The following is a 25,007-nucleotide window of genomic DNA, read 5'->3' on the forward strand; positions in this document are numbered from 1 at the left end:
ATGATTTACCTGATTGATATGATTTATTTGATGGGATATGTAATTAAACAGGAGATGGTCGGTAAAGGAGGTAAAAAATGAAAATTAAACTCCTATCTGTCAACAAGGAAGCATCCAGCGGTTTTCACTCCTGAATTTTGCTGTATCATAAGAATCAGAAAAATCATTAAAATCATAGTTATGAATTTGCGCTTTTCTCAAGAAATTAAATCCCTTCTAGAACGTTTAAGTGAACAGCCACTAACTTTAGGTGATATCCTAGCGGAAACTTCCGAACGGGGTTTTAGCTTAGTAATCACATTACTAGTATTACCTTTTCTATTTCCCATGCCTCCAGGCTTAACCAGTCCTTTAGGTGGTGCTTGTTTATTATTATCATTGCAAATGGTTTTAGGGAGGAGAACACCTTGGCTACCCAAAAAAATCGCTAACTATAAATTTCCCAACGCCTTCGCTAAAATCATCTTACAAAATCTGCGTCGCGTGACTAGGGTATTAGAAAAAATTGCCCGTCCCCGACTACAAAAAGTCGCCAATCATCCTTTAATTTGGCGATTTAACGGGCTGTGCATCTCTTGGTTAACAATACTACTAATTTCCCCAATTCCCTTTACCAATCCCATTCCGACTGTGGGGATTTTACTTTTGGCAGTTGCTACTATTGAATCTGATGGTTTATTAATGTGTATTAGTTATGTCGCTACTCTCTTGATTACTATGCTATTTGGTTTTATTGGTTATGCGTTATGGTTAGCCCCCAACTTACTGCCTGCTATTTTCAAATAAAATTTTTGGCATTCCTGATCAAAATTTGTTAAGATATAAATCCCAAAGAAAAAAACCCTTAGCCACAAGCCAAGGGTAATGGTTTAATTAAGGTGCATCTACTATTTGAGTATCCACTGCTGATTCTGTTATGTCCGGATAACTTTCAATTTTGTATTCTCGTTCTTTCGAGAAAGTATGTTTTGTCACCAACTATAAAAAACTTAATATCCAATATGTTAGATATTTATTTAGTTAAATAATCAAAGAATATGGCGATCGCGATTGATTTTGGCACAAGTAACACAGTTATCACTCGTTGGAATCCTGTCACTCAACAAGCAGAAACCCTGAATCTACCCAGATTATCAACGCAACAATTTCTTAACCCTCCACTGATTCCCAGCTTAGTTTATGTAGAAAATGCCAGCCTTGGTAAAATTATAGCTGGACAACAGGTACGCGATCGCGGTTTGGATCTGAAAACCGACACCAGATTCTTCCGGAACTTTAAACGGGGAATTGGTGCAGATATCCAGGGTTTTCTACCGGAACTTGATGGACAAAACATTAGCTTTGAACAGGTAGGAACATGGTTTTTAAGCAAAGTAATTGCAGAATTAGCACCTTTAGAAGGGGGAATAGATTCCTTGGTTTTAACCGTACCAGTAGACAGCTTTGAAGCCTATCGTCACTGGTTAGGGAAAGTTTGTCAATCATTACCCGTCGAACAGGTACGGATGTTGGATGAACCCACTGCTGCGGCTTTGGGGTATGGTTTAACAGATCAAGGAACTCTCTTAGTCGTTGACTTTGGTGGTGGAACTTTAGATTTATCTTTAGTGAGTTTAGATCAAGGTACACAAGCCAAGACTAAACCTCTAGGATTTCTTCTCAAATGGGGTGATAAAAATCTGGGTGAAAATTCTCAACAAAAGACTAAAACAGCCCGTGTATTAGCAAAAGCAGGGCAAAATCTAGGCGGAACTGATATTGATAATTGGATAGTAGATTACTTTGCTAAAACCCAAGGATTGCCAGTTAGTTCTCTTACAGCGCGACTAGCGGAACAGTTGAAAATTCAGCTATCTCACCAAGATAAAGCTAGTGAAGTTTATTTTCATGATCAAACTTTTGAAAGTTATGAAATGGATCTTGATCGTTACACCTTTGAAAATATTTTGCAGGAAAACGGATTTTTTGATAAACTGCATGATGTAATGATGACGCTATTACAGCAAGCGCGACGCTACGGTATAGAAATTGATGATATTAATGCAGTATTATTAGTTGGGGGAACTGTACAGTTGCCCGTAGTGCAAGCATGGATAGAACAATATTTTGAACCAGAAAAAATCCGCCGTCAATTGCCTTTTGAAGCAATCGCTCAAGGGGCTTTACAAATAACTCAAGGGATAGAAATTAAAGACTATCTTTATCATAGTTACGGTGTGCGTTATTGGGATCGCCGCAATCAACGTCATAGTTGGCATCCAATTATTAAAACTGGACAACCTTACCCCATGACTCAACCCGTAGAATTAGTTTTGGGTGCTTCTGTGGAAAATCAACCCAGCATTGAATTAATTGTTGGGGAATTGGGCGCCCAAACAGGTGGAACAGAGATATACTTTGAGGGCGACCGCTTAATTACTCGTCAGATTGATCATGGTGCAACTACTGTTAAGCCTCTCAATGATACAGTAAATGCCAGTAAAATTGCCAAACTTAAACCTCCAGGATTTCCGGGAAGCGATCGCATTAAAATCTATTTTCAAGTTGATGAACAACGGTTTTTAAGAATTACTGTTGAGGACTTATTAACAAATAACATCCTATTAGAAAATCAACTTGTAGCCAAATTAACTTAATCCAGATTTCTCACCAATAAATCAAACAAGAGAGGCTTTATAGTAGTATAAAAATTTACCAATAAAAAACTAGTAACAAAAAAATCTAAATTTTCCTGATCACAGGCTGCTATTTTCAGTCGAATAAACGCATAATGGAAATGTGACTGATTTATTAGCCCCTTTACAATCCCTACAACAGGGTAACTGGTTCAAATTAATTTGCGGAGCCAGTTACCAACATCTTCCTGCGGTCAGAAACTTAACATTAGCCTACACCTTGGCTGGTGCTGACTGTATAGATGTAGCAGCAGATCCGGCAGTCATTGCCGCCACCCAAGAAGCTTTACTGGTAGCCCAAAGCTTGAGATATAATGCCCAAAAGCGAGGCTTTGCCTTTACAGGTAATTTGCCCTTGTTGATGGTCAGTCTCAATGATGGCGAAGATCCCCATTTTAGAAAAGCTGAGTTTAATTCTCAAGACTGTCCCCGCGATTGTTCCAGACCATGTGAAAAAATTTGTCCAGCCCAAGCAATTTTATTTAACAATACCAAAGATGATTTTTCTGGAGTAATCGCTGAAAAATGTTATGGCTGTGGCCGTTGCATTCCTATCTGTCCTTATGGTACAATTTATACAAAATCTTATGAGTCAACGCCAGGGGAGATCGTACCATTGATCATGTCAACGGGAATAGCAGCCGTAGAAATTCATACTCAAGTGGGGCGGTTGGCAGAATTCCAACGGTTATGGAACGCGATGACACCTTGGGCAGATCAATTAAAGTTAGTAGCCATCAGTTGTAACGATGGAGAAGGTCTAATTAATTACCTAAAAGCTATTTATGATTTAATTATCCCCCGTCCCCAGTTTTTAATTTGGCAAACTGATGGACGTTCAATGAGTGGTGATATTGGTGATGGTACAACCATAGCCACAGTGAAATTGGGGCAAAAAGTTGTGGCAGCAAACCTACCGGGATATGTGCAGTTAGCAGGCGGAACTAATAGCTACACCGTTCCTAAATTGAAGGGAATGGGACTGCTGAAAGAGGCAGGGGGGAAAGAGTCCCCAGCTTTTATCTCTGGGGTTGCCTATGGTAGTTACGCCCGTGTATTGCTGTCACCCATTCTTGACCAGTTAGAAAAAAAGGAGGTGATTAACACTGATAGTCAAGGCAATATTCGCCTGGAATCAGAACCGGAATTACTATGGGAGGCTGTAAGGCTTGCCCATACTCTCGTTTCCCAGATTAAGTCTGAGCAGTCGCGCTCATCGCTCCAAGCATATCTCTAAAAACGTCAAGTCACCAATAGAAAGCATGACGATTACAGAAGATCTCCAAAAGTTGTTAGACATTTTGCCCCAAGACCTTCAACAAAAACTAGAGCATCATCCTAATGGAGATAATTTAGTTGAAGTGGTTTTGGATTTAGGCCGTCGTCCAGAAGCTCGGTTTCCCCATGTAGCTGAGTATTTGAGCGAAACACCAGTCACTCAAGCACAGATAGATGATTGCATTCAACGAGTTGGAAATTTTGGGGGGGATAATCGGGCAGGAATTGAGCAAACTTTGCATCGGATCAGTGCTATCCGTAACCGTAGCGGTAAGATTATTGGCTTAACTTGTCGGGTCGGCAGGGCGGTATTCGGAACAATTGCCATGATCCGCGATTTGGTGGAAACTGGTCAATCAATTCTCATGCTAGGTCGTCCGGGTGTTGGTAAAACCACGGCTTTAAGGGAAATTGCCCGTGTGTTGGCGGACGATTTACATAAGCGAGTGGTCATTATTGACACATCTAACGAAATTGCTGGGGATGGTGATGTTGCTCACCCCGCCATTGGTCGGGCGAGACGGATGCAAGTTTCTAAGCCAGAATTACAACATCAGGTCATGATTGAGGCTGTGGAAAACCATATGCCAGAAGTCATTATCATTGATGAAATTGGCACGGAATTGGAAGCTTTAGCAGCCCGAACCATTGCCGAACGGGGGGTGCAATTGGTAGGAACTGCCCACGGTAATCAGATTGAAAACCTGATTAAAAATCCCACTCTGTCTGATTTGGTTGGGGGGATTCAGGCTGTGACTCTAGGAGATGATGAAGCTAGACGGCGTGGTTCGCAAAAGACAGTTTTGGAACGCAAAGCGCCACCTACTTTTGAGATTGCTGTGGAGATGCTGGAACGGCAACGCTGGGTAGTTCATGAATGTGTGGCTGATACGGTTGATACTTTGTTACGTGGTCGTCAACCGACTCCACAAACGAGAACTGTTGATGACAATGGCAAGGTTGGCGTTGTTAGACAGTTGGCTGTGGTCAATGGTGGCAATAGCAATGGTAATGGCAATGGACACATTACTAATGTGGAGGAATCTTTCCTCTCTGCTCAACCTAATGGTTGGCGTTCTTCTGGACAAATGGTGGCTTTACCACCTTTATCTCTGGATCGGGAAAGACCGACGGGACGCAGTGAATTTGACCGTTTGTTGGATGAATCTTTCAATTACTCAGAAAGTTTTGATTTTGCCAGCCGCAAACAAGCAGGTCCCAATGGGGAAGATTTACCATTGCACATTTACCCCTATGGGGTGAGTCGTCAACAACTGGAACAGGTGATTAATGTGTTAACTTTGCCTGTGATATTGACCAAGGACTTAGATAGTGCTGATGCTATTCTGGCTTTGCGATCGCACGTTAAGAATCACGCTAAGTTAAGACAAATGGCTAAGGCTCGTCATGTACCCATTCATGTGATCAAGTCTAGTACAATTCCCCAAATTACTCGCAGTCTCCGCCGCTTACTGAATATTGATGATCCAGATATTGGCGATGACCGAGAGTTACAACTGTTATTACACAACGGTGGTGATGATGAAATGGACGCTTTGGAGGAGGCGAGGCTTGCTGTGGAGCAGATTGTCATTCCTAAAGGTCAGCCTGTGGAGTTATTACCCCGTTCTTCCCAAGTGCGGAAAATGCAGCATGAGTTGGTGGAACATTATCGTCTCAAATCCGATAGTTTTGGCGATGAACCTAATCGGCGGTTAAGAATTTACCCGGCGTAGGTTGTTGATAATTTTCCCCTGAAAGGATTGTTTTTACATCTTTTCAGGGGATTTGGACATTTTACCGCTGTAGTAATGTTGGTAATATTTCTGGAACTGGACTAGGTTTAGCAATTGTGAAAAAATCAGTGGAAGCACATGGAGGAGAAATTACTTTTGCAAGTGAAGTTAATGTAGGAACAACTTTTAATGTTGTTATTCCTTTAATGAAATAATAAGATTAAGATCCCCGACTTCTAACATGAATCTACAATTTAGTTATAAGATAAAAAAGAAGTCGGGGATCTAAATTGGGGATCTAAATTTGTTGATTTTTTAAACATTCTTGAATAAATCTTTGAGGTATTTCTCTACTTTCTCCCCAATGTTGATGAATATAGGAAGCATGAACATTAGGTAAATACCAACCTTCAAAACCTGTATTTTCATCACAATCATAGCGATAGGTATTAAATAATGGTTGAGGAGAATTAGTGATTAAATGAGAACGATGAAATTCATGGCCAAAAATATGTTTATTGCTATCAAGTAAAAAAGTATTTTCTAAAATTACTGCGCGACGATATCCTAAAGTTAATCTTTTATCCATTTGTGCATGAGTGGGTAATATTCCCACCATTGGCCAGGAGTTACCGTCAAAGTCAATAATTTGCTCACACAAATACATCAATCCTCCACATTCAGCAATTGTGGGTATTCCTGCTGAAATTGAATTTCTGACTGCTTGAATTAGGCTAATATTTGCAGCTAATTGTGGTGCAAATACTTCAGGAAATCCACCACCAAAATACATTCCTTGGATATCTTTTGGTAATTGAGAATCATTTAATGGACTCCAAAATACTAATTCTGCTCCTAATTGTTCTAGTAAATCTAAGTTATCTTGATAATAAAAATTAAAAGCTTGATCTCGCGCTACGGCAATTTTTACTGAGGAATTGGTAATTGGTAATTGAGAATTGGGAATTGGGGAAGATGATGATTTTAAAAGTGGTAGAAGTTTGTCCCAATCAAAGTAAGTATCACCTATATCTGCTAAACTATTAATTATCTGATCTAATTCTGGTAATTCTGAAGTGGGAATTAAACCCAGATGACGGTCAGGAATGGTAATGTTATCTTGTCTTCTTAAAACACCAAGTATGGGTAATTGTAAAGGTGCAAGGGAAGTTTTTAATAATGATAAATGTCGATCACTTCCCACCCGATTTAATACTAAACCAGCAACTTTAATTCTACTATCTAAAGAACAATAACCGTGTGCAATTGCGGCTACTGAACCCGATAAGCGACTACAATCTATTACTAAGATGATGGGGATATCTAATAATCTGGCAACGTGCGCTGTACTCGCAAAGTCTGTTTTTCCATTTGTATTTGCTAACTGACCAATACCATCAAATAAACCCATTACACCTTCAACTAAAGTATATTCACTTTGCGGAGAATGATGGTTAAAGCATTTTTGAATATAATTTTCTGAAGTTAGTACAGCATCTAAATTTCGACAAGGAAGACCAGTTACATATTGATGAAACATAGGATCAATATAATCGGGTCCGACTTTAAAAGATTGTACTTTCACACCACGACGACGTAAAGATGCTAATAGGGTAAGTGTAACTGTTGTTTTCCCGACTCCACTCCGTTCTCCAGCAATAATTATAGACATAGATCAACAATTAAAAATTCAAAATTAACAATTAAAAACTAAGAGGATGTTTGAAAAGTATCAGAATTAATCGAGATCCCCCCAACCCCCCTTACAAAGGGGGGCTAAATTCCTCAAAGTCCCCCTTTTCAAGGGGGATTTAGGGGGATCTGCGGGTGTCAGATCCCACACGAAAAAGTTTTCAAACAACCTCTAAGATTATATATTCTAACTACTGACCACTAACAACTAACAACTGACCACTGACAATTATCCTTCCCGTTGTCTTTCTTCAATTTTTGTTGGAGAAATCATACTGTTGATTTTTTCAATATCTGTCATCATGATAATAACACCTTTTACTGTTTCATTCATTAGGGGACTACAGGCAATATAACATTGGATTTGTCTGCCGCGACGATTAGTGCTATTCAGGAGTATTTCCTGGAATTTCTTTTTACCGGACATAATATCACGAATTGGATTTCGCAATTTTTCTACAGGTAAACCAATATCCAAGCTAAACCAAGATTTATGAACTACTTCCTCACTGTGTAAACCCCACATATCTTCAACTGTATGATTCCAAATTAAAATATTCAAGTTATTATCTAAGACTACCATTCCCATTTGCAGACAGCCTAAAATAGAAGAAAGAAAAATATTACTTTGGTCAAGTTCACTGGTGCGATCGCTTAATTCACGATTAATTGTTTGTAACTCCTCATTAGCCGATTGCAGTTCTTCATTCATTGTCTCCATTTCTTGATTTGTTGATTGCAATTCTTCATTAGTTGTTTCTAATTCTTCATTGGTAGATTGTAATTCTTCATTGGTTGTTTCTAGCTCTTCATTAGTTGATTGCAATTCTTCATTGGTTGTTTCTAGTTCCTGTCGAGAACGTTGTAATGCTGTCTGGAGTTTCAGATAACGGGTGACATCATTAAAGGTAACTGTTACACCAAGAATAATTTGATTATTATCTTGTAAAGGAATAACCCGCACATCTAAATTTTGAATTTCTGAATTAGACTGATAACGTTCAACATTTGTGAGTATAATCGGATGACGTTCATTATATACTTGCTCAATTACTGAGCGTAATTCCACCGGTCTATAGGATAATTCTAAATCCTGAAAAGGGCGATTTAAATCCTTTATTGTCAGACCAAATAAATTACGAGCTTGTTCATTAATCATAATTAATATGCCATCATTATTTACTACAACTTGGGCGCTAGATGCTGTATCAAAAGCCAAATCTCTAATGCGTATTTCTTGAGAAAAATTACTAGTTGATTCTTGATTTTCTAAATTGTTCATAACTAGTTGACGACTGCGGAGGTTTCCTAAAGATACTTTTTCAAATACACGATCTTTTAAATCTATAGGGATAAATAAATTAGAGTGCATAACTAACATTTCTGCTTTTCCTAAAAACAGATAGCCATGATCATTAAGAGCAAAATGAAAGCGATTGATAATCTTTCCTTGGGTTTCCGAATTAAAATACATTAAGGTATTGCGACAAATCAATAAATCTAACCGAGAAATCGGTGCATCTTGAAGTAAATCATGACGACCAAAAATTACACAACGACGCAAATCTTGGCGAAAAACATAATTTTTATTGACTATATCAAAATATTTATCGCGTAATTCTAACGGGACTTCATCAATATTTTTGGTTGAATAACTAGCTTGACGAGCTTGAACGAGAGCTTCTTCATCTACATCTGTTGCGTAGATTTTTACCCGATTACGAAACTTTTCTATTCCCAATATTTCCGCTATTACTATTGCTAAAGTGTAAGCTTCTTGCCCAGAAGCACAACCAGCACTCCAAAATCGAATCTGTTGATCTGGTTGTTTATTTTTGATGATATTAGGAATAACTTCTTTGGCTAAATATTCCCACGCTGAAGCATCTCTAAAAAAAGCGGTGACGTTAATTAAAATAGTATTAAATAAATTTTTAAACTCATCTGGATGAACTTCTAAATAATCTTGGTAATTGACAAAAGTATCTATCTTTAAAGTCTCCATTTCTTTAGTAACACGGCGCATTAAAGTTGAACGTTTATAACCTGTGAAATCAAAGCCTCGGTTGATTCGTAAATATTCGAGGAGGTTTTCAAAATCAGGGTCTTTATGTGGGACATTCATAAAATAAATCAGGATTTTGCTAATAAATGAACTACGTTATAGAGATACAGAATCACCAGATCCCCCCAGATACCCGACTTCTCAAAGAAGTCGGGTATCTATGTTATTATAGTCAATTTTTTATAATAAACTAAATTGGTAATAGATTACAAATCAGGATGAGGCATGACCAAAGTTAGCAAAGCTGAAGAAATTTCTGCTAAAGGCAGGATAAAATCTACATTCCCAGTCATAATTGCTGCGGACGGCATTCCCGAAAATTCAGCACTTTTGTCATCTTGGACAATTACCGTCCCACCCATTTTTTGAATTGCTTCTACTCCCATTGCCCCATCACTGCCAGTTCCTGTGAGGACAACAGCGATCGCTCTTTCTTTATAACTTGCAGCCACAGATTCAAACAATAAATCTGCCGAAGGACGGAGAAAATGCACCATTTCCGACTGCGATAAAGAGGCTTTACCATCACTATTCACCAACAAATGATTATTAGGAGGAGCAATATAAACAGTCCCTGGTGTGAGCTTGTCTCCTTCCTTTGCCTGTTTTACTGTCAGTGGAGTCCGACGACTGAGAATTTCTGCCATGAGAGATGGATGACGAGGATCTAAGTGTTGAACAATCACAATTGCTGCTTTGAAATCTGCGGGTAAATGTGCCAGCACCTCAATTAACGCCGTTAACCCACCAGCAGAAGCCGCTAAAGCCACAATATCAAAGTTAGGAAGATTTGGCATATTTATCTTGAAGATTATAGTTCCCCCCATCCTTAAAATATCAAAATTTTCAATTCATTCCCTGTATCCACAGACGTATAGAACTTTCCAAATAAGCATTTGGGGACAAAAATGTAGAGCCGAGAATCCCTACCCATGGAACGTCTCTACACAGGATCTTTTAATTGACTAATTTTCTGCTTCTAAAGTTTTTTTGGCTGCTAATAATTGCTGTTTATATTCTTCACTCATTTGCGGATATTGCAAATTTAATTCCTGCAATTTTTGGCAAATAATATCTGCTACCACTAAGCGTGTAAACCATTTACGATCAGCAGGAACAATATACCAAGGTGCAAATTCTGTACTTGTATGGTTAAAAACCTGCTCATAGGCATCCATATAATCATCCCAAAAAGCCCTTTCCCGAACATCACTAACAGAAAGTTTCCAATTTTTATCCGGTGATTCAATCCGTTCTAAAAACCGTCTTTTTTGCACCGATTTTGAAACATTTAGAAAAAACTTGAGGACAATTACCCCATTATTGAACAAGTATTTTTCAAAATTATTAATTTCCTCAAATCGCTGTTTCCATATATGATTATTTTGAGGAAAATTGGGTAATTGTTGTTTTTTAAGAATTTCTGGATGGACACGGACTATGAGTAATTCTTCATAATATGAACGATTAAAAATGCCAATTCTTCCCCTTTCTGGCAAAGACTTCATCGAACGCCATAAATAATCATGATCTAACTCTTCTTCACTCGGTGATTTAAAACTAAATACCTGACATCCTTGAGGATTCACGCCAGACATCACGTGTTTAATGGTACTATCTTTACCAGCAGCATCCATTGCTTGAAAAATAATCAATAAAGAATAGGTATTTTGAGCATAAAGAATATCTTGATATTTTGCTAATTGTAAAATACCTGTCTTTAATTTTTTCACCGCATCATCTTTTTGGTGAAACTCACATTTATAACCTGCGTTATAGTCCTTTACCAAAGAAATTTGATCACCTGGTTTAACAATATAAGGATCATGATTCATAAAAAAATTAGCACTCCTATAAAATTCATAAATTCATCTGCGTTCATCTGCGTTTATCTGCGTTTAATTATTTTTGAAATCTTATTCTATGGAGCTTCATCTTAATTTAGTATAACCTCTTTCTCTCTGTGTTCTCTGTGCCTCTGTGGTTAGATAAAAAACCTTTTCACCGCAGAGAGACAGAGTGAAAACTTATTTTAAAAAACAGCAGATTGCAATTTTGTTAACTTTGCTAAAACTTCCATACTGTGAATACTCGGATTAACTCCCACAAAAGTTGCTCTTAATATCCCTTGAGGATCAATAATAAAACTATGGCGCATAGAGACAACACCTATCCAAGAACCATAAGCTTTACTAACTTCACCCTTAGTATCAGCTAACAAAGGAAATTTTAACCCTTCTGAATCACAAAATTCTGCATGGGAATCAATATCATCAGCACTGACACCAATAATTTCAGTATTTTTCTCAATGTACTTAGGTAGATCTTGCTGAAACCGCCGCGCTTCAATAGTACAACCGGAGGTAAAATCTTTCGGGTAGAAATAGAGAACCACCCACTTACCCTGGAAATCAGCCAGGGAAACCTCACCATTCCCCGTATTAGTTGGTAAGGTAAATTCAGGTGCAGGTTGATTAATTGCCGGTAATTTACCACCTAAAGCTTGAGCAGGAGGGGTAAAATTCAACCAACTGATAACAGCCAAGCAAGTGGCAAATAGAATGCTAATAAAAGTGCGGCGCGAAATCATAGTCTTCACCAGAAATATAACTTAAATAAGTTTACATTCTTGTTAGCCGCTATTCTGAATCTGACTGGTTTTCTGGTGGTTTTTCGATACTTTCAATGTATTGGCTATCTATAAGAAAAGCGCCTCTAGTCAAGCGTATACCCCAATAACCACCAGGGCGACGGTCAAGAACTATACCTTCCTCACCAACATAAATTACATCAGCAGGACGTAACATAGGCATTGGGTCAGCGGTTTTGACATAAGGTGGCAATGATACCACACGGACTTTACTACCAATTGGGAATTCTGACGACATTGTGCAACAGTTTGTAATTTTGAATAACGGTAAATATCGATTTTATTTTACTCTTCTTCCTTTCCACCTATTTGTTAATAAATGTAAAGAACATATTCCACATCCAAAATGAAATGATATATTAAATCCATAGGACACCAAGTTAAGAAGAAACCAACTAAGAGAAAGGGCAATTGATCTAGTGTCCCCCGTCATTAGCCCCACAAGTACAGCATTATTGATCATAAAGTGGCAACTAGCCAAACTTTAGATAAGATGGCGAAGCCAAATCCCAGAGCGGAAAGACGTAGAGATGCTGTGTTTGCGTTTTAGAAAGTCCACCCTTAGTAACTTACAATCACTTACTTACTTTAATCATTTGAAACCTGCAAATTCACTAGAACCCGGTCAACCTTGATCGGGTTTTTAGATGTTTATAGCTTGTTTTGATCGGAAAAATGTTAAGATAAGGACTTAGATACTCAAATTATATAATTTAATCTCGCATTTACTCAATGGATGAACAGGGGGAAGTTCAATTCACACCTGGTGGACTGCTAAGGGGGATAAAGACGCGGAAACTGCTATTAAAATTCTTAAACTTTTCAAAGTGCAAATGTCAGAGACACACACTGACTTCATAAAAACAGGACTAAAAAAAAACATCATTGATTAGGGCTGATAAAATTGCTACTGTCCATAATTCAGTTTTTCACAAAAGAATAGGAATTTTACCATCTGATCTATTTAATCAGGTGGAACTAGCATTAAAAAAATCTCTTAACATTACTTAGAAATAAAATAAAAGTTAATAACCACGTTTTTACAAGCATAAGGCACAATAAAGACAAGTATCATTTATTTAATTATGAGTTATTGTCTTAATCCCCATTGTTCTCACCCAGAAAACACTGATGATGTTAAGTTTTGTCAAACCTGTGGGACGAAATTATTCCTAAAAGAACGTTACCGCGCTATTAAACCTATCGGACAAGGTGGTTTTGGTAGAACCTTTCTCGCTGTAGATGAGGATAAACCCTCAAAGCCACCCTGTGTAATTAAGCAATTTTTCCCCCAATCCCAAGGGACAAATACGGTACAAAAGGCAGTAGAATTATTTAATCAAGAGGCTGTTCAGTTGGATGAATTGGGACAACATTCCCAAATTCCTGCACTTTTGGCATATTGTAACCAAGATGACAGACAGTATTTAGTTCAGGAATTTATTAATGGACTAAATTTACACCAAGAATTAGAACAAAATGGGGCTTTCAATGAAACGCAGATTCGACAATTACTGAATGATTTATTGTCAGTGCTGCAATTTTGTCATGGTAAACGAGTCATACATCGAGACATTAAACCAGAAAATATCATTCGTCGCAATAGCGATCGCAAATTAGTTATAGTTGATTTTGGGGCAGCGAAATCCGCCACAGGAACAGCCCTAAACCGCACGGGAACCAGTATAGGTAGTCCCGAATATGTCGCCCCGGAACAAATGCGCGGGAAGGCACTTTTCGCCAGTGATATCTATAGTTTAGGAGTAACTTGTATTAATCTGTTAACAGAGCGATCGCCTTTCGACTCCTACGATACCCATAACGCAGCTTGGATATGGGGACAATATCTAAAAACTCCTGTTAGTCAAGAATTGAGCCGAATCATTGACAAAATGGTAGAAACCATCCCCAGTCACCGCTACCAAACAGTTGATGAAGTGATCAAAGATTTGAATTTTCAACCATCATCTTTACCACCCAAACAAATAACTCCACCCACGTCTCAACCTCCTGCTGTGGTTAAAACTTCCACCCAAATTGAGAAAGAATTACAAGAACTAAAAACTCAATTCACAGGTAGTAAACCCCAACCACAAAACCCTAATTCTCAACCACAATCTCCTAGCAATAATCCCATAGATAAAGAATTAGAAGAATTAAAAGCTAAGTTTCTTGGTAATGGGTGAAGAAATCATTTAATTCTGCTGAATTGTATTGGTGTTTTGAGCCGATTTTTTACCTAACAATTCCACAGCCTTAGCAAATTGAGGATCTTCAAGAGTCGCTAATTTATCCCTTCCGCCCAACCATAACTTTTGACGTTGGGCATCAGTTAATTCTACCTTCACATCTGGATCAATACCGTGTTTATTAATATCTTTACCGCTAGGAGTATGATATTTGGCAATAGTTACAGCCAAACCAGCACCAGATTTTAAAGGTTGCACCGATTGAACTAAACCCTTCCCAAAAGTTTGATTTCCGACCAAAGTCGCCCGTTTATTATCTTGTAATGCCCCAGAAACAATTTCACTAGCACTAGCTGACCCTTTATCTACTAATATTATCAAAGGTTTATCAGTTAAAGCCTTGCCATTGGCAACTTGTTTATCTTGTGTACCTTGACGGTCAATAGTAAAGACAATCGTGCCTTTATTCATCCACATTTGAGCAATTTCTATACTCGCGTATAACAGCCCTCCAGGATTACCACGTAAATCTAAAACATATCCAGAAACCTTTTTAGCTTCTAAACTTTGAATAGCATTTTTCATTTCCTTGCTGGCATTAGCACTGAATTGATTCAAGCGAATATAGCCAAGATTCCCCGCTGGAGTTTTCTTTTCCGAAAAGCGGACAGGATGAATTTCAATGCGCGCTCGTTGAATATTAAATTCTTTTTTCTGACCATTCCGCAGAATTGTCAACCTCACCTTGCTGCCTGATTGTCCACGAATTAGGGATACTGCATCATTAGTATCCATACCTTTGGCGTTTTTACCATCAATTTCGAGAATGATATCTTTAGCTAAAATACCGGCTTTAAATGCTGGTGTATCTTCAATGGGAGCAATTACAACCAGTTGTTTAGTTTTTTCATCCTGACTGATAGTGATACCAATACCCGTAAGTTCACCAGAGGTATCAACTTGCATATTCTTGAATTCCTCTGGGTCCATAAACCGGGTGTAAGGATCTTCCAGCTTTTTCAGCATTTCCCGAATGGACTTATAGGCCGCTTTATCATCAGTATAGGACTTGCTTAAATATTCCTTGCGAACAGCTTGCCAATCTACCTGATTAAAAGTGCCATCTACATATCGGTAGTAAATATTTTGCCAAACTTCATCTACCAAATCCTTGTGACTATCTTTAAATGAAGCCTTACCAATTGAGTGAATACCCAGACCAGTAACGGCGATTGTAGAAAGCGTTACCACCGTAGCACTCAAAACCAGTTTACTTTTTGTAATTACCATAATGGCGGCTGTGTCAAAGGAAAAAATATATATCAAGTATGCCCAATCTAACACAGGGATTGGTAATTGGTAATTAGGAATTGGCCGTTGAACTTTGTTTACGGATAGAACTCGATTGATGAGCAATTAATAATTCTTAAAAGTAGAGAAAATCTCTTCAAAACGCACAACTTAATCCTAACTTCGCAAATACGCTATTGTTAACTTACAAACTCGTGCCGATAGATCCGCACTCAGGCTGATGGCTTGAGCATTCTGATTGCTTGCAACAATTCTGAGACGGCTGAAGCAACCCATTTACCTTCTGTCCCCCTTCCCGTATTGAGGATGAAGCGGAGATTGTAGGCACAAGGATAACCTTCCACCTCCATCCATAATAAATCGCTTTCGGCTTCACAGGCAATTTTTTCATCGTCCATTAACTCCGCACTTAGATGCTTCATCGTATCTGCAAGCTGATTAAAAAGGCGACAAAATTCGTTGAATTCTGCTTCTGTTAATTCTACGGCCCAATCTTCTGTACCGACTAATCCTGTAAATTCTGGTGCAACTGGATTCCAACCTATGCGCCAACCAACCCCACTTTTAATGACCCGTTCCATACCTATATAGTCACCAGACTTGCTATTATTTATTGCAAAAATTATACCAATTAGCTTTGCCAATGACGATAGCTAAAAATATGAATTGCCTATATAGTCAGTCTTTCGCAATTCTAAATCTAAAATGCTATAATCTTTCAGCGATCGCCTTAGGAGCTTGGCAAACCTAATTTTGTAAATATTCCTAATTGGCACACTTTCCGGTTAGGATAGTATATCCGTTCTATTAAAACTCCCGTCCCAGTAATTTTGAAAAATCCTATACTTAGAGGCAAGAATGGCAGCTAATACCGAGACTTCTGGCAAGCAAAAAGCGTTAAATATCGTCCTGGGACAAATTGAGCGCAGCTTCGGGAAAGGAGCAATTATGCGCCTGGGTGATGCCACCCGCATGAAGGTAGAAACAATATCCACCGGGGCGCTCACCCTAGATTTAGCTTTAGGTGGTGGTTTACCTAAAGGACGGGTAATCGAAATCTACGGACCAGAAAGTTCTGGGAAAACTACCGTCGCCCTTCATGCCCTCGCAGAAGTGCAGCGAAATGGCGGTATTGCCGCATTTGTAGATGCTGAACACGCCCTAGATCCTACCTATGCCGCTGCGTTGGGTGTAGATATTGACAACTTACTTGTTTCCCAACCAGACAATGGCGAATCAGCATTAGAAATAGTTGACCAACTTGTGCGTTCTGCGGCGGTTGATATTGTTGTTATTGACTCCGTTGCCGCTTTAGTTCCCCGCGCTGAAATTGAAGGGGATATGGGGGATATTCACGTAGGTTTACAAGCTCGGTTAATGAGTCAAGCCCTACGGAAAATTACTGGTAATATTGGTAAATCTGGATGTACAGTTATTTTTATTAACCAGTTGCGGCAAAAAATCGGTGTCACCTATGGTAGTCCAGAAACTACAACGGGTGGTAATGCGCTGAAATTTTACGCTTCCGTGCGCTTGGATATTCGCAGAATTCAAACTTTAAAAAAAGGAACTGATGAATTTGGCAACCGGGTCAAAGTCAAAGTAGCGAAAAATAAAGTTGCACCACCTTTTAGAATTGCCGAATTTGACATTATCTTTGGCAAAGGAGTTTCTACCATTGGTTGTTTAGTGGATATAGCCGAAGAAACTGGTGTTCTTCTTCGCAAAGGTGCTTGGTATAGCTACAGTGGTGAAAATATTTCCCAAGGTCGAGATAACGCGATTAAATATTTAGAAGAAAAACCCGAATTTGCGGCCAAAGTTAAGGAACAAGTTCTGGAAAAACTAGATAAGGGTGCGGTAGTTTCTGCTAATTCTGTAGTTCAACCTCATGACGTTGAAGAGGAAGAAGAAACTGATTTAGAAGAAGAATAAACATAGGAGAATTCAGGAGTCAGGAGAAAAAGTAGAGACGTTCCATGGAAAGTCTCTACAATAATATGATCTAAAAAGATCCTCTTAACAATTTTTAATTACAGCCAATAATTCACAAGGATGATGAATTAAGAAATCTGGGTTTTGTTTACCTAGGGCTTCGGAAGAATTAAACCCCCAACTGACTGCAACCACTTTGATATTAGCTTTTTTGGCAGATTCTACATCTCTAGTTTCATCTCCTACATAAATTACTACTTCTGGTTTGAACTGTTTTTGCCGTAACACATTATTAATAATTGTGGTTTTCCCAAAAATAGTGACTCCTGAATAAATAAAGTCAAACAAATAATCTAAATTATGGCACTTGAGAAATTGATTGACATTTTCTTGAGAGTTAGAAGTAATGATTCCCAGGTGATAACCTTGATTATGGAGTTCTATTAATGCGGCATTAATTCCTTCAATAGGTGTTAATTCTGGGATTTTATGTTTTAATTCTCCTTTGACTTTTTTAACCATAAAAGGAATTTTGAATAGGGAAACACCAGAATATTTAATAATTTCTCTGGCTGTTAAATTTCTCAGGAGAACTAGTTCTTGCGAATTAATTGGCACATATCCAAATTCCAGGGCTAAACGATTGGCAATAGTCACAAGAGCATCTACTGTATCCGCAATCGTCCCATCAAAATCAAAAATTATTACTTTCTGGGTCATTATTATGCCTGGATACGTCAAGATTAGCGCGAGCATTACGTCGTAACATTTCTGGTTTAATGCGTCGCAAGGCTGATGCGGTGAATCTTTTATCCCACTCCTCGTTTGATATTTGGGCTAATTCTACCAGCTTGGGGGCTAAATTGCCAGGATAGGGTTGAAAATCAGTGACATCAGTTGCTTGAGCAAATCGCTGATTCCAAGGACAAACATCTTGACAAATATCACAACCTGCTACCCATCCTTGTAAATGAGGTGTAATGTTTGCGGGTAATTCCTCAGCCCGGTTTTCAATTGTATGATAAGCAATACAGCGATTAGCGTCTACTACAAATGGTTCAGTAATTGCACCTGTAGGACAAGCTTGCAAACAACGAGTACAAGTTCCGCAATGTTGGGTAGATGGGCGATCGCTTTCTAGTGCCAAATTGGTTAATATTTCTGCCAAAAACACCCAAGAGCCATATTTCCTGGTAATAACGTTCCCATTTTTAGCAATCCAACCAATGCCGGCTTTTTGCGCCCAAACTTTATCTTGGACTGGCCCTGTATCTGCATAATAACGGGCTTTGACATTTTCGCCCAGGGATTCTAGCCAAATAGCCAATTCCTTCAGCTTTTTGTGCATCACTCGATGATAATCCCGTCCCCAGGCATAACGGGAAATTTTCCCGTATTCATCCCCCTGCGGCCGTTCCTGGGGAGTATAATAATTCAAGGCTACAGATATGAGCGATCGCACTTCTGGCATAACTAAACTAATATCCCCACGTTTGGGATTTTTCATCCATTCCATGTCAGCGTGATAACCCATTTTTAGCCAAGCTTGCAATTTTTCTGTCTCTGTTCTCTCTAAATTACCGACAGCAGCAATACCCACTTCGTGAAATCCCAACTCTTTGGCTTTTGCTTTCACTACTGCGCTGCTAATTGATGTATATTCATTCATTTTTTTAGGGGAAATTTAGCTGAAACTCCAGAAATTGCCAACACATTGTTTGGTAACACAGTTCTCAATAAGGGACGGGAAAATTGGTAATTTATTTGTGGCTACAATAAAATTTTAATTGATTGGGGAATAGATATTAAGTAGTCGTGCAAAATAAATTGAACATTTAAAAAATCCCTAAACCAATCAATTTTGTAGAGGCCAACCCCCTGTGGTTGCCCCAAATACTGGGGTAGGCACAGGGGCGCTACCCCTACTGAGTCGGAAATTTCACAACCACACCACCAATTTGCTCAACTTTGTATTTAATGGTGCTGCGTAACATTCCCGAACCGATATCAAGAATTGACTTGTTCTTGACACTCTCAGGGAGCCAAGCCGCGCTCGTTTCCCGCTTACCGCGAGGTCTTATGATCCTGATCTTGACGCTGACGGAAAAACCTGTAACCTTTAGTGCATTAGTGGTGATATAACTATAATAAATCAGGCAAAAATGCTGGATTTATTGCTAATAATGGAGGAATCAGCGCTGTGTCAAACAACTCAGGGTTGTATATTTTACTCGTCAGCGTTCATGGTTTAATTCGCGGTAATAATCTAGAGTTAGGCAAAGATGCTGATACTGGTGGGCAAACCAAATACGCAGTTGAACTTGCTTGCACATTAGCTAAAAATCCCCAAGTAGCAAGAGTTGACTTAGTAACGCGGTTGGTAAATGACCCAAAAGTTAGCCCCGATTATGCTCAACCAGTAGAAATTCTTGCAGATAAAGTCCAAATTGTTCGTATTGCCTGTGGTCCCAAACGCTACCTCCGCAAAGAAGTTCTCTGGCCACATTTAGATACCTTTGCAGATGAATTGCTCAGACATATTCGCAAAGTTGGCAAAATTCCCCATATTATTCATACACATTATGCTGATGCCGGATACGTGGGTTCTAGAGTTGCCGGTTGGCTAGGCATCCCTCTAGTCCATACAGGTCACTCTTTAGGACGCATCAAGCAACAAAGATTATTAGAACATGGTACTAAACAGAAAACTATTGAAGATAATTTTCATATTAGTACCAGAATTGAAGCTGAAGAAATTACCCTTGGTAGTGCAGCTTTAGTTATAGCCAGCACTCATCAAGAGGTTGAGGAGCAGTACAGCGTTTATGATCACTATCAACCAGAACGCATGGTCGTTATCCCCCCAGGTGTCACCCTAGAGCGTTTTTACCCAGCCCCGGATAATTGGCAAAATCCACCTATTCAAAAGGAATTAGAAAAGTTTCTCAAAGACCTGCAAAAGCCGATGATTATGGCGATTTCTCGCCCGGCTATCCGGAAAAATGTCAGTAGTCTCATTAAGGCTTATGGCGAAGATCCCGAATTGCGCCAATTAGCCAATCTGGTACTAATACTAGGCAAACGAGAGGATATTTTGGCGATGGAATCGGGTCCGCGTCAGGTATTTGTGGAGATATTACAGTTAATAGATCGCTACGATCTTTATGGTCATATTGCTTATCCTAAACACCATAATGCTGATGATGTTCCAGATTTATACCGGCTCACGGCAAAAACCCAAGGAGTATTTATCAACCCAGCCCTGACAGAGCCATTTGGACTGACATTAATTGAGGCTAGTGCCTGTGGTGTGCCGATCATTGCTACGGCTGATGGTGGTCCAAGGGATATTTTAGCAGCTTGTCAGAATGGATTATTGATTGATCCTTTGAATATTCAAGATATCCAAAATGCTTTGCAAGCATCTCTCACCAATCCAGAACAATGGCAACAATGGTCTAAAAATGGACTGATTAATGTTTGTCAACATTTCTCTTGGGATAGTCACGTAGAGCAGTATTTAGAGCAAGTCCGCCGATTATTGCCCCAAAAACGCATTCAATCTCTGTTGAGTCCCCTGGTTAAATCTCCCGCAGATGAACATCCAGATTGGAATGTACCGGATACCAATCACTTACCAACGGCTGATCGGTTTCTAGTTTGCGAAATTGATCATACTCTATTAGGTGATGAGGAAGCTTTAGAAAAGTTAATTCAGAGAATTCGTGATCAAGGGAATACAACTGGAGTGGGTATTGCCACCGGGCGCAGTCTCAAAAGTACATTAAGTATGTTAGAGGAATGGCGTTTCCCTCTGCCAGATTTGTTGATTACATCAGCGGGAAGTGAGATCTACTACGGTCCCCAGATAGTCACAGATACAAGTTGGCAAAGGCACATTGCCTATAATTGGCGACGGTCAGAAATTCGCAAAGTCATGCAAGATATACCTGGGGTGGAATTGCAACCTCCTGATGCTCAGGGTAAGTTTAAGATTAGCTATTTTGTGGATGAGACGAAATCACCTAGTTTTCGAGAAATTACCCGCCGTCTGCGCCAACATCGCCTCCATGTCAAAGGATTTTATAGCCATAATATGTATCTAGATTTAGTACCTATTCGCGCTTCTAAAGGAGATGCTATCCGTTATGCTGCTTTAAAATGGGGTTTACCTGTTCACCGTTTCTTGGTTGCTGGGGCTTCAGGTAATGATGAATCAATGTTAGCTGGTAATACTCTGGCAGTTGTGGTGGGAAATCACAGCCAAGAAATTGAGAAGCTCCGAGGCTTACCACAAATTTACTTTGCTGGGGGAAATTATGCTTGGGGGATTTTAGAAGCTTTAGATCATTATGACTTTTTCGGTAACTTATCACCAACACCATAACCGTCTTGGTACTTATTTCATCCATATTTATCGGCGTTTATCGGCGTTTATCAGCGTTCGATAATTCTTAAAATCTAATTAATTTGGATCACACGGTTTTTTTGTGAAAATAAAATTTCCCGTAGCAATACAATATAAAATCTAAAATTTAAAATCGAAATAGCACCATGACAAATCTTACTCCTAATTCTAGTTTTAGTGTTACCCTGCGGTTACAGATTCCCAATCGAGTGGGGATGTTAGCATCTGTTACCCAAGCGATCGCTGCCACTGGTGGTAATCTCGGACAAATTGATTTAATTGAACAAAGCCGTCAAGAATCTACCCGTGATATTACAGTTGATGCCGCGAGTACGGAACACGCGGAAACCATTGTCCAAGCGGTAAAGGAATTACCAGATATTCAGGTAATTGATGTTTATGACCGCACCTTTAATTTACATCGCGGTGGTAAAATCAGTATTGTCAGTAGAATTCCGCTCAAAAGTGTTTCTGATTTAGCAATGGCTTACACTCCAGGAGTGGGGCGGATTTGTAAAGCGATCGCCGAAAATCCCGAAGAAGTGTACAATCTAACAATCAAACAGAACACGGTGGCGATCGTCACTGATGGCAGTGCAGTCCTCGGTTTGGGCAATTTGGGTCCAGAGGCAGCTTTACCCGTCATGGAAGGAAAAGCCATGCTGTTTAAGGAATTTGCTGGACTTGATGCTTTTCCCATCTGTTTAGATACTCAAGATACAGATGAGATTGTCAAAGCAGTTAAAAATATCGCCCCGGTATTTGGTGGTGTGAATTTGGAAGATATCGCTGCACCGCGCTGTTTTCAAATTGAAAAAAGACTGCGAGCCGAATTAAATATCCCCATTTTTCACGATGACCAACATGGGACAGCCATTGTCACCTTAGCAGCATTATTTAATTCTCTCAAACTTATCCAAAAATCCATTGCAGATATCCGCATTGTGATTAATGGTGCTGGTGCGGCGGGGATTGCGATCGCTCGGTTACTCCGCAAAGCCGGTGCAGAAACCATTTTGATGTGTGATTCTCAGGGGATTATTTCCACCAATCGTCCTGATTTGACCGCTGAAAAACTGGAATTTGCTGTTAAAGCCCAAGGAACTTTAGCCGGTGCAGTCCAAGGTGCAGATGTCTTCATTGGTGTCAGCGCACCGGGAGTTTTAACACCAGAAATGGTTCAGGGAATGACGAAGGATGCAATTGTGTTTGCAATGGCTAATCCCATTCCCGAAATTCAGCCAGAATTAGTGCCTAAAAACGTCACTGTTATGGCTACGGGTCGAAGTGACTACCCCAACCAAATCAATAACGTCCTGGCGTTTCCTGGGGTGTTTCGTGGGGCTTTAGATTGTCGGGCTAGGACGATTACTACTAATATGTGTTTACAAGCTGCCAGTGCGATCGCTTCTTTAGTTAAACCTGCGGATTTGAATCGAGAGCATATTATCCCTTCTGTCTTTGATCAGCGGGTGGCTACTGCTGTGGCTGCTGCTGTCCAACAAGCCGCACGGGAAGAAGGTATTGCTCAAAATTAATTAATTTGTGGAATGGCCAGCGTTCGACGGTTCGACTCAGACTTCGACATCATCTAAGTTGAACGCTTCACCGAACGCCTGACGGTTCTAGGAATGTAATAAAACGCGCCTAACTATTACCTATTGCTATGGAAGCACAGTTAGTTTTGTTTTATCGTGCTGACATTAGTTCAACAAACAAGAATAGGAAGACTCAGGAGTATATAACCAGCGATGATAGTTTTTCCGTTTCGCTAATTCCTTACCTTGACGGCCAAGTTTTTCCCGTAACTGTGAATCTTGGCACATCCGATTGAAAGTTTGCAAAACTTCATAACCAGAATCTTGATTTACTAATAAGCCATTTTCTTCATGATGAACCGCATCTAAAACACTACCCAAGCGGGAAGCAATGACAGGTTTACCAAAGTAACCAGCTTCTAAATAAACTACACCAAAGTTATCTGTGGTTGCATCTTCATAATTATCGGAATTCAACATCGCAAAAATATCACAGGCTGCATAATAACCAGCTAAATTGCGTTCTGGTACATAACCAGCGAAATGTACCCGTTTATCTATTCGTAACCTTTCCGCTTGAGATTTTAGCTGAGTTTCACAATTTCCTTCACCACAAATAATGCAATGAACATCCACACCAATAGTTAGTAATACGGGAATATTGTCTATTACCCGATCAAAGTTTTTATATTTAACCAAGTTACCAACAGAAAGAATTACAATTGCTGTTTCCGAAATATTGTAAGTCTGACGGATGCGGTTACGTAAAACATTAATATGACTAAGACTAGTAGGATTACCAAATCTTTCTGGCCTCACTACCGGATTAATTACATGAGTAGGTGTATCTAAACGAAAAGTATTTCTTAAAGAATTCCGAATATAAGAACTATTACAAACAATTCCATCAGCACGTGTGAGAGTTAATTTTAACAGCCATCTCCACAACGGGTTATTAACTGTACGTGATAAATCATTACCATGTAAATAGATAAAAAAGCGAATTGGTAAAATATAACTGAGTACCAACACCGCTGGGAAATCATAACCATGACACCATTCAATGTAGCGGTAATGATAGCGAAAATATAATTTAATAGCTAGTAGCAAAGAGCAAATAATATTGAAACCAGATTGACAAATATCTCCTAACCAGTTATCACACCAAGCCGGAAAATGAAACCAACGATAAACTGGAAACTGCTGAGATTTATCAAATTTTTTATCTCCATGACAACCACCAGCTAAGACAATTACCCGATCTGGATCTTGTAAACAACGATTATAGACATATTCACCAATTACAGCCTCTTCTGGGCGGAATATTCGGGAAATAACGAGAATATCTGGGTAAGCTGTTTTATCTCTAACTTGTGACCCTAGTTGTGATATATTTTCCATAATTAAGCTTGATAAATTAACTGGAATTAGGGCATTATCTTAAATTCAATAAAAGGCTTTTACTTCTGTATGGGTTTAGCACTGCTAAATTCCCACTGAATTCTGCTGTATATAGAAATAGGATTTTTA

At 39.2% G+C, this 25,007-nt stretch carries 20 protein-coding genes and 1 pseudogene; 10 read left to right on the plus strand and 11 right to left on the minus strand.

Annotated features, from left to right (window positions below):
* Window positions 1-180: 180 nt before the first annotated feature.
* The 5 genes and pseudogenes from AN490_RS07065 to AN490_RS07085 all read left to right on the plus strand — a co-directional run.
* Window positions 181-786, plus strand: a complete 606-nt coding sequence (locus AN490_RS07065) for an exopolysaccharide biosynthesis protein (RefSeq protein WP_148765598.1) — start codon at window positions 181-183, stop codon at window positions 784-786.
* A gap of 251 nt (window positions 787-1,037) precedes the next feature.
* Entirely contained in the window at window positions 1,038-2,636 is a 1,599-nt protein-coding gene (locus tag AN490_RS07070) for an Hsp70 family protein (RefSeq protein WP_300001206.1), read from the plus strand.
* Window positions 2,637-2,778: 142 nt separating this feature from the next.
* Entirely contained in the window at window positions 2,779-3,912 is a 1,134-nt protein-coding gene (ldpA, locus tag AN490_RS07075; protein WP_300001208.1) for a circadian clock protein LdpA, read from the plus strand.
* A 25-nt stretch (window positions 3,913-3,937) separates the two neighbouring features.
* A complete protein-coding gene (locus AN490_RS07080) occupies window positions 3,938-5,689 on the plus strand; it encodes a R3H domain-containing nucleic acid-binding protein (protein ID WP_300001210.1) in 1,752 nt (583 codons plus the stop codon).
* 59 nt (window positions 5,690-5,748) lie between these two features.
* Window positions 5,749-5,904 (plus strand): annotated as a pseudogene (locus AN490_RS07085) (sensor histidine kinase); the annotation flags it as partial.
* 83 nt (window positions 5,905-5,987) lie between these two features.
* Here AN490_RS07085 and AN490_RS07090 read toward each other — a convergent pair.
* The 6 genes from AN490_RS07090 to sipA form a co-directional block, all read right to left on the minus strand.
* Window positions 5,988-7,361, minus strand: a complete 1,374-nt coding sequence (locus tag AN490_RS07090; protein WP_300001212.1) for a cobyrinate a,c-diamide synthase — start codon at window positions 7,359-7,361, stop codon at window positions 5,988-5,990.
* A 249-nt stretch (window positions 7,362-7,610) separates the two neighbouring features.
* Entirely contained in the window at window positions 7,611-9,506 is a 1,896-nt protein-coding gene (locus AN490_RS07095) for a CheR family methyltransferase (RefSeq protein WP_300001214.1), read from the minus strand.
* A 146-nt stretch (window positions 9,507-9,652) separates the two neighbouring features.
* Window positions 9,653-10,243 (minus strand): chemotaxis protein CheB, encoded by a 591-nt coding sequence (locus AN490_RS07100; protein ID WP_300001216.1) that lies wholly within the window; start codon window positions 10,241-10,243, stop codon window positions 9,653-9,655.
* 168 nt (window positions 10,244-10,411) lie between these two features.
* Window positions 10,412-11,281: a polyphosphate kinase 2 family protein gene (locus AN490_RS07105; RefSeq protein ID WP_300001218.1), complete on the minus strand. Its 870-nt coding sequence runs from the start codon at window positions 11,279-11,281 to the stop codon at window positions 10,412-10,414.
* A gap of 197 nt (window positions 11,282-11,478) precedes the next feature.
* Complete coding sequence (locus AN490_RS07110) at window positions 11,479-12,036, minus strand: peroxiredoxin (RefSeq protein ID WP_300001220.1); 558 nt, start codon at window positions 12,034-12,036, stop codon at window positions 11,479-11,481.
* Window positions 12,037-12,085: 49 nt separating this feature from the next.
* Window positions 12,086-12,334 carry a regulatory protein SipA gene (gene sipA / locus AN490_RS07115; RefSeq protein ID WP_271821755.1) on the minus strand — a complete coding sequence of 83 codons (249 nt, stop codon included), beginning with the start codon at window positions 12,332-12,334 and terminating at the stop codon, window positions 12,086-12,088.
* Between the two features lie 647 nt (window positions 12,335-12,981).
* Between sipA and AN490_RS22920 the strand changes: the two genes are divergently transcribed.
* Together AN490_RS22920 and AN490_RS07120 are read left to right on the plus strand one after the other, a co-directional pair.
* Window positions 12,982-13,107, plus strand: coding sequence for a hypothetical protein (locus AN490_RS22920; protein ID WP_366925025.1), 126 nt, complete (start codon window positions 12,982-12,984; stop codon window positions 13,105-13,107).
* 74 nt (window positions 13,108-13,181) lie between these two features.
* Window positions 13,182-14,282: a protein kinase gene (locus AN490_RS07120; protein WP_300001224.1), complete on the plus strand. Its 1,101-nt coding sequence runs from the start codon at window positions 13,182-13,184 to the stop codon at window positions 14,280-14,282.
* Between the two features lie 9 nt (window positions 14,283-14,291).
* Here the strand turns inward: AN490_RS07120 and ctpC are convergent, their stop codons facing one another.
* On the minus strand, window positions 14,292-15,575 hold the full coding sequence (ctpC, locus tag AN490_RS07125; protein ID WP_148767133.1) for a carboxyl-terminal processing protease CtpC: 1,284 nt from the start codon (window positions 15,573-15,575) through the stop codon (window positions 14,292-14,294).
* Window positions 15,576-15,808: 233 nt separating this feature from the next.
* Window positions 15,809-16,177: a DUF1818 family protein gene (locus AN490_RS07130; protein WP_300001226.1), complete on the minus strand. Its 369-nt coding sequence runs from the start codon at window positions 16,175-16,177 to the stop codon at window positions 15,809-15,811.
* A 277-nt stretch (window positions 16,178-16,454) separates the two neighbouring features.
* Between AN490_RS07130 and recA the strand changes: the two genes are divergently transcribed.
* Window positions 16,455-17,531 (plus strand): recombinase RecA, encoded by a 1,077-nt coding sequence (recA, locus tag AN490_RS07135; RefSeq protein ID WP_168632878.1) that lies wholly within the window; start codon window positions 16,455-16,457, stop codon window positions 17,529-17,531.
* Window positions 17,532-17,615: 84 nt separating this feature from the next.
* Here the strand turns inward: recA and AN490_RS07140 are convergent, their stop codons facing one another.
* Window positions 17,616-18,251 (minus strand): HAD-IA family hydrolase, encoded by a 636-nt coding sequence (locus tag AN490_RS07140; protein WP_300001228.1) that lies wholly within the window; start codon window positions 18,249-18,251, stop codon window positions 17,616-17,618.
* The gene (queG, locus tag AN490_RS07145; protein WP_300001230.1) at window positions 18,226-19,200 is read right to left on the minus strand and encodes a tRNA epoxyqueuosine(34) reductase QueG; all 975 of its coding nucleotides are present in this window, start codon (window positions 19,198-19,200) and stop codon (window positions 18,226-18,228) included. The genes AN490_RS07140 and queG overlap by 26 nt, the downstream gene beginning before the upstream one ends.
* Window positions 19,201-19,731: 531 nt before the next feature.
* Between queG and AN490_RS07150 the strand changes: the two genes are divergently transcribed.
* Both AN490_RS07150 and AN490_RS07155 read left to right on the plus strand, forming a co-directional pair.
* Window positions 19,732-21,918 carry an HAD-IIB family hydrolase gene (locus AN490_RS07150; protein WP_300001232.1) on the plus strand — a complete coding sequence of 729 codons (2,187 nt, stop codon included), beginning with the start codon at window positions 19,732-19,734 and terminating at the stop codon, window positions 21,916-21,918.
* 167 nt (window positions 21,919-22,085) lie between these two features.
* A complete protein-coding gene (locus AN490_RS07155) occupies window positions 22,086-23,477 on the plus strand; it encodes a malic enzyme-like NAD(P)-binding protein (protein WP_300001234.1) in 1,392 nt (463 codons plus the stop codon).
* A gap of 165 nt (window positions 23,478-23,642) precedes the next feature.
* On the opposite strand, the gene AN490_RS07160 is transcribed toward AN490_RS07155, so the two are convergent.
* Complete coding sequence (locus tag AN490_RS07160) at window positions 23,643-24,878, minus strand: glycosyltransferase family 4 protein (protein ID WP_300001236.1); 1,236 nt, start codon at window positions 24,876-24,878, stop codon at window positions 23,643-23,645.
* Window positions 24,879-25,007 lie beyond the last annotated feature (129 nt).

The organism is Anabaena sp. AL09, from assembly GCF_001672255.1.
GTDB classification, from domain to species: Bacteria; Cyanobacteriota; Cyanobacteriia; order Cyanobacteriales; family Nostocaceae; genus Dolichospermum; species Dolichospermum lemmermannii.

Excerpts from the sequence above, each read along its gene's own strand:
- sipA (WP_271821755.1), bottom strand. The coding sequence starts at position 12,334 with ATGTCGTCAGAATTCCCAATTGGTAGTAAAGTCCGTGTGGTATCATTG.
- AN490_RS07100 (WP_300001216.1), bottom strand. The coding sequence starts at position 10,243 with ATGCCAAATCTTCCTAACTTTGATATTGTGGCTTTAGCGGCTTCTGCT.
- AN490_RS07160 (WP_300001236.1), bottom strand. The coding sequence starts at position 24,878 with ATGGAAAATATATCACAACTAGGGTCACAAGTTAGAGATAAAACAGCT.
- recA (WP_168632878.1), top strand. The coding sequence starts at position 16,455 with ATGGCAGCTAATACCGAGACTTCTGGCAAGCAAAAAGCGTTAAATATC.
- AN490_RS07080 (WP_300001210.1), top strand. The coding sequence starts at position 3,938 with ATGACGATTACAGAAGATCTCCAAAAGTTGTTAGACATTTTGCCCCAA.
- AN490_RS07095 (WP_300001214.1), bottom strand. The coding sequence starts at position 9,506 with ATGAATGTCCCACATAAAGACCCTGATTTTGAAAACCTCCTCGAATAT.
- queG (WP_300001230.1), bottom strand. The coding sequence starts at position 19,200 with ATGAATGAATATACATCAATTAGCAGCGCAGTAGTGAAAGCAAAAGCC.
- AN490_RS07105 (WP_300001218.1), bottom strand. The coding sequence starts at position 11,281 with ATGAATCATGATCCTTATATTGTTAAACCAGGTGATCAAATTTCTTTG.
- AN490_RS07065 (WP_148765598.1), top strand. The coding sequence starts at position 181 with ATGAATTTGCGCTTTTCTCAAGAAATTAAATCCCTTCTAGAACGTTTA.
- AN490_RS07110 (WP_300001220.1), bottom strand. The coding sequence starts at position 12,036 with ATGATTTCGCGCCGCACTTTTATTAGCATTCTATTTGCCACTTGCTTG.
- AN490_RS07090 (WP_300001212.1), bottom strand. The coding sequence starts at position 7,361 with ATGTCTATAATTATTGCTGGAGAACGGAGTGGAGTCGGGAAAACAACA.
- AN490_RS07070 (WP_300001206.1), top strand. The coding sequence starts at position 1,038 with ATGGCGATCGCGATTGATTTTGGCACAAGTAACACAGTTATCACTCGT.
- AN490_RS07130 (WP_300001226.1), bottom strand. The coding sequence starts at position 16,177 with ATGGAACGGGTCATTAAAAGTGGGGTTGGTTGGCGCATAGGTTGGAAT.
- AN490_RS07120 (WP_300001224.1), top strand. The coding sequence starts at position 13,182 with ATGAGTTATTGTCTTAATCCCCATTGTTCTCACCCAGAAAACACTGAT.
- AN490_RS07155 (WP_300001234.1), top strand. The coding sequence starts at position 22,086 with ATGACAAATCTTACTCCTAATTCTAGTTTTAGTGTTACCCTGCGGTTA.
- ctpC (WP_148767133.1), bottom strand. The coding sequence starts at position 15,575 with ATGGTAATTACAAAAAGTAAACTGGTTTTGAGTGCTACGGTGGTAACG.
- AN490_RS07140 (WP_300001228.1), bottom strand. The coding sequence starts at position 18,251 with ATGACCCAGAAAGTAATAATTTTTGATTTTGATGGGACGATTGCGGAT.